We start from the raw sequence: 11,185 nt of genomic DNA, 5'->3' as shown, positions 1-11,185 counted from the left end.
AGGCTCTGCATCGTCAAGCCCCTGATGCACGATGAAGAAATCTGCGAGGAGGCTCGGGCGCCAACCTGAGCCTTCTTTCGTTAGAGCCTCCCGTTCTTGTGGAGGTAGCGCAGCCGATTGCGCGCCGCCTCCCACGAGACGCCGAAGCGCTGGATAAGGTCATCCTCATCGTCCAGAGCGTCAATGAAACACTCTGGCATCAGGAACTCTGCGGCAAATTGGTTCGCCTGCGGCTCGGCCAGACGGAAGGACGGGGTGCCATCCCCCCTCCGCGCCCGGGCGAGCGGTATGTTGGTGTGCATCGCCCAGTGGCCCAACTCATGGGCGGCGGTAAACCGGGGACGGCCCTCACCCGCACACACGCCGACATAAACATCCTCCCGAAGCATTATAAAATCCCCGTTGGGACAGGTGTAGCCCTCGGCCCGGCCCATTTCCTGCTTGCTTCCGACTTCGAAACGCACGAGGCCAAGGCGTTGGTCCAGCACCCTCTCGATGATCTCAATGACGGGAACTCTGGGCTCCTCCGCCAGCCCTAGCTTGTGGCGGAGGTTGTCCGCGATGCCGCCGATCTCCGCCCAACGGCGCGGCGGCACAATGAAGTCATTTGTCTCAGTCATTTCGCGTCCTTCTTGCTGAGGATTTGGAAGATGTTGTTGAGCTCATCCTCGGACAGCGAATTCATCCGGCGGGCCATCAGCCCTGCGGTGTCCCTCGCCAAGAGGCTGTCGGCCTCCAGAGTGAAGTTTTTGCGTGATCTGTCGGCAGCCCGGCGGAGAGAGGCTGCGGCATCTTCAGCCAGCCTGTAGGCTCGAATCACAAGCTCAACGAAGCCTTCGGGCGGGGTCTTGGTGCCCCGCTCTACGGCAGAGATGAACGCGGAGGACTTCTCTAGCCTTGCGGCCATATCCAGCAGTCGTTCATCCTCATCAATTCGCAGTTTCCGCAGCTCCTTCCCGATTTCTGTGGTCATTGTGGGTCTCCCGATGTTTCGACTCACAACATGTGGTGAGTCACCCAAGATGTCAACCTTGATGGTTAATTTTTCGACCCCTCGAGGTTAACGCTCCTGAGGTGAATAAATTTCACTCTAGAACAACCTTTGCGGGATCATGTTAGACCTTTCCAGCGCAGCCACCGATGGCTGACCTCCACCCAACCAACCCAATGCATCAACTCAAAATCGCCTCCCCCGGGGCTCCGCCCGTTCGGGCCTCGAAGGCTCCACCGGAGCCTTCGCCGCTGCGCGGACCGGCCCGAACCCCTAACAAATCGTAAAAACGTCTCTGTAACCCATTGATTTCTAACACCCCCAAAGCTGTCCACATGTGGACACGAAAAAAGGCGGGGTTTCCCCCGCCTTTCGTCCCAAGCTTTCGAGTCCCCAAAATCAGTGGACCACGGCATCGTCCGGCTTGGGCCTGTTCGTGGCCCCGACCCGGTCGCCGATCAGCAGCCCGTCAGAGCCAGCCGACACCACGACCACGTCGCCATCCTCCACGTCCCCAGCCAAAAGCATCTCAGCCAAGGGATTTTGCAGCGACCGCTGGATCACCCTTTTCAAAGGCCGCGCGCCGAACACGGGGTCATACCCCTCATCCGCCAGCCAAGCCCGCGCCGCATCGTCCAGCTCCAGCCGGATCTTCCGCGCCGCCAGCCTTTTCAACAGCCGAGACAGCTGAATATCGACGATGCCCGCCATATCCTCCCGCTTGAGCCGGTCAAAGATGATCGTCTCATCCAGACGGTTCAGGAACTCCGGCCGGAAATGCGCCCGCACCGCGTCCATCACGTCCCGCCGCGCCGGTGCCGGGTCGGCCCCCTCGGGCATTTGGCTGAGCGCCTGAGACCCAAGGTTCGACGTCAAAATGATCAGCGTCTGCTTGAAGTCCACAGTCCGCCCCTGCCCATCGGTCAGCACACCATCGTCCAACACCTGAAGCAGCACGTTGAACACGTCCGGGTGCGCCTTCTCGACCTCGTCGAACAACACGACTTGATAGGGCCTGCGCCGCACCGCCTCGGTCAGCACGCCGCCCTCGTCATAGCCCACGTACCCCGGAGGCGCGCCGATCAGACGCGCGACCGCGTGTTTCTCCATGAACTCGGACATGTCGATGCGCACCATCGCGTTGTCATCATCGAACAGGAACTCCGCCACCGCCTTGGTCAGCTCGGTTTTACCCACGCCGGTGGGTCCAAGGAACAGGAACGACCCCAGGGGGCGGTTCTCATCGTTCAGACCCGCACGCGCCCGGCGCACCGCACTGGACAGCGCCGTCACCGCCTGGCTTTGGCCGATCACCCGCTTGTGCAGGGCATCCTCCATCCGCAGCAGCTTTTCCCGGTCGCCTTCCAGCATCTTCGAGGTCGGGATGCCGGTCCAGCGCTCGACAACGCTGGCGATATGCTCGGGCAGCACCGCCTCTTCGACCATGACGTCACTCTCGGCGCCTTCGGCCTCGACCAGCTTGCGCTCCAGCTCCGGAATGCGCCCGTACTGCAACTCACCGGCCTTGGCAAAGTTGCCGTCGCGCTTGGCCGTTTCCAGTTCGGCGCGCAGGTGGTCCAGCTCTTCCTTGATGTCGCGGGCCGAGGCCAGCTTGTCCCGTTCCGCCTGCCAGCGGGCCGTCATCTCAGACGACTGCTGTTGCAATTCAGACAGGTCCTTTTCCAGTTTGGCCAGCCGGTCCTTGGAGGCCTGATCGTCCTCCATCCGCAACGCCTCGACCTCGATCTGCTTTTGCAGAATGTCGCGGTCCAAAGCGTCCAGTTCCTCAGGCTTCGAATCCACCTCCATCCGCAGACGGCTGGCGGCCTCGTCCATCAGGTCGATCGCCTTGTCCGGCAGGAACCGGTCGGTGATATAGCGGTGCGATAGCGTCGCCGAGGTCACAAGGGCCGCGTCGGAAATCCGCACACCGTGGTGCAACTCGTACTTTTCCTTGATGCCGCGCAGGATCGAGATTGTATCCTCGACTGTCGGCTCCTCAACCATCACCGGCTGGAAACGCCGCGCCAAAGCCGCGTCTTTTTCGACATGCTTGCGGTACTCGTCCAGCGTGGTCGCGCCCACACAGTGCAGCTCACCCCGCGCCAGCGCCGGTTTCAGCAGGTTCGAGGCATCCATCGCCCCGTCCGCCTTGCCCGCGCCAACCAGCGTGTGCATCTCATCTATGAACAGGATGATTTCACCGGCGGCAGAGGTCACCTCTGACAGGATCGACTTCAGCCGCTCTTCGAATTCCCCACGATACTTGGCACCCGCAATCAACGCGCCCATGTCCAGCGACAGCAGGCGCTTGTTCTTGAGGCTCTCGGGTACGTCACCGTTGACGATCCGCAGGGCGAGCCCCTCGGCAATCGCGGTTTTCCCCACGCCCGGTTCCCCGATCAGCACCGGGTTGTTCTTGGTCCGGCGGCTGAGCACCTGCATGGTGCGGCGGATTTCCTCGTCCCGGCCAATGATCGGGTCGATCTTGCCCTCGCGGGCCCGCTCGGTCAGGTCCAACGTGAATTTCTTCAGCGACTCGTAGGTGTCTTCGGCTGTGGCGGTGTCCGCGGTGCGCCCCTTGCGCACGTCGTTGATCGCCTCGTTCAGCTTTTGCGGCGTGACATTGCCCGCCTCAAGCGCCTCTTTCGCCGGACTACGGACAAGCGCCAGGGCGGTCAGCATCCGCTCGACCGGGACATAGCTATCGCCTGCCTTGCTCGCCAGCTTTTCGGCCTCGTCCAGCACCTTGCCAGTCGCGGAATCGAGGTAAACCTGCCCGGCATCACCAGACACTTTGGGGATCTTGGCCAGCTTGGTGTCCAGAACCTGCACAACCCGGTCGGGCGCGCCGCCTGCCGCCTTGATCAGGTTTGTGGCCATGCCCTCTTCGTCATCCATCAGGGCCTTGAGCAGATGCTCAGGGGCAAGTTTCTGATGGCTTTCCCGCATTGCGATCGTCTGCGCAGCCTGAATGAACCCGCGCGCGCGCTCGGTGAACTTCTCCAAGTTCATAGTGTATCTCCTTCCAACAAGCGCCCCTTTGAATGCGCCGCGCCTGCCGTGCAGCACGCGGACCGGTCGAGGCCTCGCCCTCAAGATGGCCCCGCGATGCATCCGGTTCAAGAGAGCAGCGTTGCAAAATAGCAACGGGCGGCGACTTGACCTTGGCACCGTAGGGTTTCATGAGATCCCAACCAGCCCCCGGAGGAAATATGCATGTCTGATGACCGTTTGATCGTAGCCCTCGACGTGCCGAACGTGATTGCCGGTCTCGACCTTGTCGAGCGGCTGGGCGACGCCGTTTCCTTCTACAAGATCGGGCTGGGGATGCTGACGGGCGGCGGTCTGGCGCTGGCCAATGAGTTGAAGCAGGAGCACGGCAAGCGCATCTTTATCGACCTGAAGCTTTTCGATATCGGTGCAACGATTGAGGCGGCTGTGCGCGGGGTGGCGCAGTTCGACCTCGACTTTCTGACCGTGCACGGCGACCCCTACGTGGTGCGTGCCGCCAAGGAGGGCGCCGCGGGATCGCAGACCAAGATCCTTGCCGTCACCATCCTGACCTCGCTTGACCGCGCCGATCTGGACGGTGCGCTGATCAAGGACGGCACCATCGCCGATCTGGTGACCGAACGCGCGGGCCGCGCGCTGGAGGCCGGGGCCGACGGGGTGATCTGTTCGCCGAACGAGGCGGCACTGGTCCGGGCGCTGCCGCAGGCCGAGGGCCGCCTGATTGTGACGCCGGGCGTTCGCCCCTTTGGCGCGGATGTCGGCGATCAAAAGCGTATTGCGACCCCGGCACAGGCGGTCAGGGACGGCGTCGACCACATCGTTGTCGGTCGCCCGATCCACCGCGCGCCCGACCCCCGCGCCGCCGCGCAGGCGATCCTGTCCGAGATGGTCTCTCCTCAGGCGCAGCGTGCCAACGGCGCGCGTTGAAGTCGCCACGCAATCTGCCGACTGGTAAAACGCCTGAACGCCGGGATCGTTCCGGGCCTGCGCCCGCTTGGCATTGCGCCGCCGATTCTGACACGACTAAGCGGATTTTCGCCCAAAAAGCGCCGAAAGCGGGGAATTCCTGACCTGTGCCCCCGATGAAACACTGGCAAGGTGTTCCTACGTCTACGGCATAAGCCCAAACCATAAAAGGGCATGAGGTTAGGAGACCATCATGAGCACATGGACCCCCCGCATCGATCAGGTGCGTTACAACGCCACCGAACAGTGTTTCGAGGCGCTTGTTACCGTTGTCACCCCGCAGGGCCTTTTGCGGGTCGCAAGCCAGTATGTCGCCCCCATCACAACCGAATTCGAAGAGGCCGCGCGCGGGCTCTGGATGCGCGCCCGCCTGTCGCTGGGCACGCCCGAGCGGCTGCAACTGCGCGAGGCAGAGATCGCGATGCCCAGCGCCGCCTGAAGTTCCGGCTCAGTTACACGCCTGTATGAGCCGCACCGCCGCACCCCTGTCCCTCGGGTGCCACGGTAGACTGCCGGGACCCGCCCCTTACCCTGCGGGTCCCGGCCCTTTTGCCAGATAGTCACGCAGGATGTCCCGGAAATGCGGGATCGCATCCTGCGCATCGACAAAGGTCTCGGGCGGCATCACGTCCCATCCCTCTCCCTCGTCACCAAAGACCACGTCATCCACCACCGACGCGGGCAGATGCGCGGCAAAGAACCAGCTGATCTTGCCCGCGTCATCACGCAGATGCGCGTGGCGCAATTGATCCTCAGCGACGGTCAGCCCCAGTTCCTCAAGGGTTTCGCGCACCGCGCAGGCCTCTGGCGTCTCATCCCCGTCCCGCTCTCCGCCCGGAAAATCAAGGTAGCCCGGCCAGGGAATCGACGGTTTGCGGTCGCGCCTCAGCACGATCACCTGCGCCCCGGCGAACAGCATCAGCTTGGCACCGGCAAAATCCTGTCTTGGGTCGCTTGGTGTTGGATCGCTCATGGCGTCCCCTTCTGCACCGGCGTATATTGGGACCATGCCCGCCCTATGCCGCGATTGTCTGACCCAGTTCGATGCAGGCCCGCGCTGCCCGGCCTGCGGGCGGCCTCGTGTCCTGCGCCATGACGAATTGTGGGACCTGTCCATTGCTCATATGGACTGCGACGCCTTTTACGCAAGCGTGGAAAAACGCGACAACCCCGCGCTGGCCGACAAACCGGTGATCATCGGCGGCGGGCGGCGCGGCGTGGTGTCGACCGCCTGCTACGTGGCGCGCATTCGCGGCGTGCGCTCGGCCATGCCGATGTTCAAGGCGCTGGACCTGTGCCCCGATGCGGTGGTCGTCAAACCGCGCATGTCCGTCTACGTCGAGGTCAGCCGCCAGATCCGCTCGATGATGGAGGACCTGACCCCGGCGATTGAGCCGCTGTCGCTGGATGAGGCGTTTCTGGACCTCACCGGCACCGCCCGCCTGCACGGCGCGCCGCCTGCGGTGATGCTGGCGAAGCTGGTGAAACGGATGAAAGCGGAACTGGGTGTCACCGGCTCTATCGGTTTGTCGCACAACAAGTTTCTGGCCAAGATCGCCTCTGACCTTGATAAGCCCCGCGGCTTTGCGGTGATTGGTCAGGCAGAAACGCAGGACTTTTTGCGCCCAAAACCGATCCGCCTGATCTGGGGGGTCGGACAGGTCACGCAAGAGGCGCTGGAACGCGGCGGCATCCGCACGTTCGAGGACCTGCTGCGCTGGGAAAAACGCGATCTGATGGCGCGGTTCGGGTCCATGGGTGAACGGCTCTGGCATCTCGCGCGCGGGCAGGATCATCGCCGGGTAACGCGCAACGCACCGATGAAGTCGATCTCGAACGAGACCACGTTCAATGAGGATACCGCCGACCCGGACATCCTTGACGGGCACCTCTGGCGCATGGCCGAAAAAGCCGCCGACCGCGCCAAGGCCAAGGGGTTGGCAGGCCGGGTGGTCACGCTGAAACTGCGCCGGTCGGATTTCCGCATCGTCAGCCGCAGGCACGCCTTGCCCGACGCAACGCAGATCGCGGACCGTATCTACCGGGTGGCACGCGCGCTGTTTGACCAGATGCCCGCCGGACAGTCCTATCGCCTGATCGGCGCGGGTATTTCCGACCTCGTGCCAGAGGCGCAGGCCGACATGTCCGGCGATCTGCTGGACCCGCAGGCAGAGGCCCGCGCCAAGGCGGAACGGGCCACCGATGCAATCCGGGCAAAGTTCGGCGAAAACGCGATCCTCAAGGGGCGCGCGCTGCGCTAGGGCCTAGTCGTGGCTGCCCAGCACCTCATCCTCTTCGCCCGTGGCGTCATAGCCATAGGCCTCAAGCCCCGCTTCAAGGTTATCCGCCAGATGCGGCGTGCCAATCAGGTAATCCGCCGTGGGCGTTGTCGCCTCGGATGCGGCGGTCCGATAGGCTTCGTCCCAGTCCTCGGGTTCAAACGCGCCGCGCCCCACCCACATGACCGCGACAAGGGCGGCCTGCTCCTCTTCGTCCATCCGGTCGATGAGACCGCGCAGCTCCCCTTCGGCGCGGCCCAATTCGCGGGCCATCACGATGACTGCCGCCACTTTGCTGGGGCTGATGTTCTGCATCTCGCGTCTCCTCACTGTGCGCTGGATGACCATTGCGCCTAAACCGGCGCCCATCCTTGATCTTACGCAAACAGGCGGAAATAAAGCCAGTCCGGCAGCAGTTGACTGCCCCGGAACAACAACGAAAAAGCACGCGGAAAGGCGCGTTGAAAACGGCTGCCGGACATGTGGCGGAAACAGATCTCGGCGGCCTGTTCGGGGTCCATGATGAAGGGCATGGTAAAGTCGTTCTTTGCCGTCAAACGCGTCCTGATATAGCCCGGCACCAGCAGTTGCACGTCGACGCCGGTCTTGCGCAGGTCGGCATAGAGCGATTCCGCCAGCGCCATGACCCCGGCTTTGGACGCTACATAGGCCGCCGCCCCCGGCAGACCGCGATAGCCTGACAGCGATCCGGTCAACACGATATGCCCCCGGTCCCGCGCCACGAAACGCGGCACCACAACCCCGGCCAGCCGCATCGCCCCGGTGAAATTCACATCCGCCATGGTGTTGGCCTTCTCGGCATCCCAGTCCTGCGCGCCAAAGGGCCAGTAGACACCGGCCACCTGAATCATACCGTCAAGCGCACCATGCGCCTCAGCCACCTTTTCCAGTGCGGCGGCATCCGTGACATCCACCGGTGCCACATGCGCGGGACCGGGAAGATCCTCTGCCAAAGCGCGCAGCTTGTCCTCGGACCGCGCGCTCAGGATCAACTCGACGCCCGCACGGCTCAGCCGATGCGCCAGCGCCTGCCCCAGCCCCTCACTTGCGCCGACCAGCCAATAGCGTTTGCCCTTCCACTGTCTCACGCGGCGGCATCCTTGCGGCGCATTGTGGCGACCAGTTCGGCGACCTTGACGCCGAACTTGCGAAACTGCGAGCGGTTCACGATGGTCCCGTTGGGGGCCAGATACATCCAGTCGACCGTGTCCAGCACATGCCCGCCCGCATCGTCATCCAGCCGGAGGCGATAGCGCAACTGCACGGTCGGTCCGCTCTGCTGGCCGTGGCCTTCGCCCACCAGATCCGGCGCGGTGGCGCGGATACGCCCGTCATTGCCAAGGGTCAATGTCCACTTGCGGTGCTGTTCACTGCCGGAGTCGTAGCGGAAATGTTCGTGCATCACGCCCTGATTGCCCTCCCACCGGGCCTCCATATCGGCCACGAACCGCGAGGTGACGCGCCCGGTCGGGCCATAGATCACACCTTCGCAGATCATCGGACCGTTCAGATGCGTGCGCAGGTCAAAGGCCTCACCCGTGCCTTCGGCATAGTCGGCAGGGTGCTGCGCCGCGAAATCGAAGTAGCGCAGGCGCAGGTAGCCCAGGATCAGAACCAGCGCCGCCCCCGATGCGACATACGCAACTGCGGTCATCATGATGCCTCCTTGATCCGGGCGCCCGGTGCCTGCCCGCTGACCTCATGGGCCGGAGGGGCCGGGCGCGTGCGATAGGCGGCGCCTTTCCACCACAGCTTGAGCGCCTGCCAGTGGATCAGCGCCAGTACCCGGCGCGCGCCAAAGGGCCGTCGCAGGGCAGACCGCAGGATCTGCGTATCGGTCAATGGCCGGCGCGGTCCACACAGCGTGGCGATCAGCCCGCCGTTCTCATGCGCATAGTCGATCCAGATGCCGACACGATCTGCGCGAATGTCGAAGCGAAACACATAACCGCCCGCGACGGGCTGGAACGGCGAGACGTGAAACACCTTTTGCGCCGTGATATGGTCCTGCGCGGTGATCGCCGATCCGTCAGCGTGCGCACACAGATAGGAATGCCGGTCACCGAAGGTATTCGACACCTCGGCGATCACGGCCCGCAGGTCGCCGCCGTCATACGCCAGCCAAAAAGACACCGGATTAAAGACATGGCCCAGCAGACGTGGCTGCGCCAACAGCATCAGCGGTCCGTTGAACGCGATGTCCTGCGCGGCCAGCACCTCACGCGCCCATTCCGCGCCCCTCCCCTGCCCCGGCGCACCGCCGTGGTCGCGATCCTTCAGCGACGTCAGGTTGCGCCGGTTGCGCGAAAACAGCAGCGGTCCGCGCACCTCTGCCTCGGCGTCCAGCATCACGTAGTCCACAGAGTAGCGAAAGCCGTTGGCCACCGCCCCCTTGCGGCCGTGATAGGTGTGGCCCCGGATCAGGTCGACGTTGCTCATGCCGCCTCCAGCACCGGGCCACGCGCGAGGATTGCGCCCGCCACATCCGCCGCACTCGCCAGCCCGTCCTCGTGAAAACCGTTCTTCATCCATGCGCCGCAGAACCACGTCCCCGAGGTGCCGTTCATCGCCGCTATCGCGCGCTGGGCCTCCAGCGCGCCCAGATCAAAGACCGGGTGACGCAGCGTGATCTCGTCATAGATCAACTCTTCGCGGATCGGCCGGGTCGAATTCAGCGTGACAAACATCGGATCGTCCTGCGGGATCGGTTGCAGGCAGTTCATCCAATAGGTCAGGTCGATGGCGTTCATCTCTTTGCGCGCGGTTTCGGTATAGTTCCATGACGACCAGCAGGCGCGCCGCTTGGGCATCACCGCCGCATCGGCATGCAGCACAACGCGGTTCGGCTGGTAGGCGATCTGGCCCAGCGCTGCACGCTCGTCCGGGCGGGCATCGACCAACAGGCGCAGGGTATCATCGGAATGGGTGGCAAAGACCACCTCGTCAAATGCCTGCCATTCTCCGCCCTCGGTCCGCACCTCGACCCCGGCCGCCACCCGGCGCACCCCGGCGATCGGAGAACCCAGCCGCATCTGCACCCCTTGCGCGGTCAACGCGGCCCGCAAGCGGGAGACATACTGTTCTGACCCGCCCTGCACGGTGTACCATTGGTGCTGGCCGGTATGGCTGAGCAAAGCATGGTTTTCAAAAAACCGGATCAGCGCATAGGCCGGAAAATCGAGGATTTTCTCCGTCGGGGTTGACCAGATCGCCCCCGAGAGCGGCAACAGATAGTGGTCGCGGAACCAGTCGCCCGTCCCCATGCGTTCAAGAAAATCCCCCAGCGAGACAGACGGATCGCGCGCCTGATCCAGCGCCCGCGCGTTGAACTTCATGATATCCCGGATCATGCCCAGAAACCGCGGATTCAGCGCGTTGCGTTTCTGCGCGAACACCGCCCTCAGATCGCGCAAACCGTATTCCATTGCGCCGCCCCGCAGGCTGGCGGAAAAGCTCATGTCGGATTTCGCAACCGGCACGATGAGCCGGGCAAACAGATCGGTCAGCAGCGGATAGTTGGCGTAGTTGAAAACGATAAAGCCGGTGTCCACCGGCTGATCCCCGTTTCGTCCCGCGATCCGGGTGCGGGCATGGCCGCCAAGGCGCGGCTCTGCTTCGAACAGGGTCACACGGTGCTGATCGCCCAACATGTGCGCCGCCCCCATGCCAGAGATGCCGCCACCGATCACGGCGATAGTGCGAGGGGTGGCCGGGCTGGCTTCGAATGGCATGATGTTTTGCGTCCCAATATCGTTTGCAGTCCATCAGTCTACGAACCGGCCCCGCAAGCGGATGTAAAAAAACCTGAAAAATTCTGCATGCCTGAGTGATCCGGTCCCCGGAGGTTGCCGTAAACAGGGTATGTTTGGCGCCACAGACACTCTCGAACCCCGCGACGCTTCGTCCGTTGCGA

At 63.5% G+C, this 11,185-nt stretch carries 12 protein-coding genes; 3 read left to right on the top strand and 9 right to left on the bottom strand.

Going from position 1 to position 11,185, the window contains the following annotated elements:
- Positions 1 to 80 precede the first annotated feature (80 nt).
- The 3 genes from ACN0S5_RS09410 to clpB all read right to left on the bottom strand — a co-directional run bounded on the left by ACN0S5_RS09410 (position 81) and on the right by clpB (position 4,006).
- The gene (locus ACN0S5_RS09410) at positions 81 to 620 is read right to left on the bottom strand and encodes an ImmA/IrrE family metallo-endopeptidase (RefSeq protein WP_417207926.1); all 540 of its coding nucleotides are present in this window, start codon (positions 618 to 620) and stop codon (positions 81 to 83) included.
- Complete coding sequence (locus ACN0S5_RS09405) at positions 617 to 973, bottom strand: helix-turn-helix domain-containing protein (protein ID WP_028955023.1); 357 nt, start codon at positions 971 to 973, stop codon at positions 617 to 619. The genes ACN0S5_RS09410 and ACN0S5_RS09405 overlap by 4 nt, the downstream gene beginning before the upstream one ends.
- Before the next feature lie 417 nt (positions 974 to 1,390).
- A complete protein-coding gene (gene clpB / locus ACN0S5_RS09400) occupies positions 1,391 to 4,006 on the bottom strand; it encodes an ATP-dependent chaperone ClpB (protein ID WP_417207925.1) in 2,616 nt (871 codons plus the stop codon).
- Positions 4,007 to 4,210: 204 nt separating this feature from the next.
- Here clpB and pyrF point away from each other — a divergent pair, with 204 nt between their 5' ends.
- Entirely contained in the window at positions 4,211 to 4,933 is a 723-nt protein-coding gene (gene pyrF, locus ACN0S5_RS09395) for an orotidine-5'-phosphate decarboxylase (protein ID WP_417207924.1), read from the top strand.
- 232 nt (positions 4,934 to 5,165) lie between these two features.
- A complete protein-coding gene (locus tag ACN0S5_RS09390) occupies positions 5,166 to 5,411 on the top strand; it encodes a hypothetical protein (RefSeq protein WP_417207923.1) in 246 nt (81 codons plus the stop codon).
- 87 nt (positions 5,412 to 5,498) lie between these two features.
- On the opposite strand, the gene ACN0S5_RS09385 is transcribed toward ACN0S5_RS09390, so the two are convergent.
- Positions 5,499 to 5,945: an NUDIX domain-containing protein gene (locus ACN0S5_RS09385; RefSeq protein ID WP_417207922.1), complete on the bottom strand. Its 447-nt coding sequence runs from the start codon at positions 5,943 to 5,945 to the stop codon at positions 5,499 to 5,501.
- 34 nt (positions 5,946 to 5,979) lie between these two features.
- Between ACN0S5_RS09385 and ACN0S5_RS09380 the strand changes: the two genes are divergently transcribed.
- Positions 5,980 to 7,233, top strand: a complete 1,254-nt coding sequence (locus ACN0S5_RS09380; RefSeq protein WP_417207921.1) for a DNA polymerase IV — start codon at positions 5,980 to 5,982, stop codon at positions 7,231 to 7,233.
- A gap of 3 nt (positions 7,234 to 7,236) precedes the next feature.
- Here ACN0S5_RS09380 and ACN0S5_RS09375 read toward each other — a convergent pair whose 3' ends face one another.
- From ACN0S5_RS09375 to ACN0S5_RS09355, 5 genes are all read right to left on the bottom strand, one after another.
- On the bottom strand, positions 7,237 to 7,566 hold the full coding sequence (locus ACN0S5_RS09375) for a DUF3775 domain-containing protein (protein ID WP_417207920.1): 330 nt from the start codon (positions 7,564 to 7,566) through the stop codon (positions 7,237 to 7,239).
- Positions 7,567 to 7,628: 62 nt separating this feature from the next.
- Positions 7,629 to 8,360, bottom strand: coding sequence for an SDR family NAD(P)-dependent oxidoreductase (locus tag ACN0S5_RS09370; protein WP_417207919.1), 732 nt, complete (start codon positions 8,358 to 8,360; stop codon positions 7,629 to 7,631).
- Positions 8,357 to 8,926, bottom strand: a complete 570-nt coding sequence (locus ACN0S5_RS09365; protein WP_417207930.1) for a DUF3833 domain-containing protein — start codon at positions 8,924 to 8,926, stop codon at positions 8,357 to 8,359. The genes ACN0S5_RS09370 and ACN0S5_RS09365 overlap by 4 nt, the downstream gene beginning before the upstream one ends.
- Positions 8,926 to 9,711 carry a DUF1365 domain-containing protein gene (locus tag ACN0S5_RS09360; RefSeq protein WP_417207918.1) on the bottom strand — a complete coding sequence of 262 codons (786 nt, stop codon included), beginning with the start codon at positions 9,709 to 9,711 and terminating at the stop codon, positions 8,926 to 8,928. The genes ACN0S5_RS09365 and ACN0S5_RS09360 overlap by 1 nt, the downstream gene beginning before the upstream one ends.
- Entirely contained in the window at positions 9,708 to 11,003 is a 1,296-nt protein-coding gene (locus ACN0S5_RS09355) for an NAD(P)/FAD-dependent oxidoreductase (RefSeq protein ID WP_417207917.1), read from the bottom strand. Before ACN0S5_RS09355 ends, ACN0S5_RS09360 begins: the two co-directional genes overlap by 4 nt.
- Positions 11,004 to 11,185 lie beyond the last annotated feature (182 nt).

This window comes from Antarctobacter sp. (genome assembly GCF_048262615.1).
Classification (GTDB): Bacteria; Pseudomonadota; Alphaproteobacteria; order Rhodobacterales; family Rhodobacteraceae; genus Antarctobacter.
The sequence above is the reverse complement of the archived record's forward strand: the minus strand, read 5'-3'. Positions and strand labels throughout refer to the sequence as shown.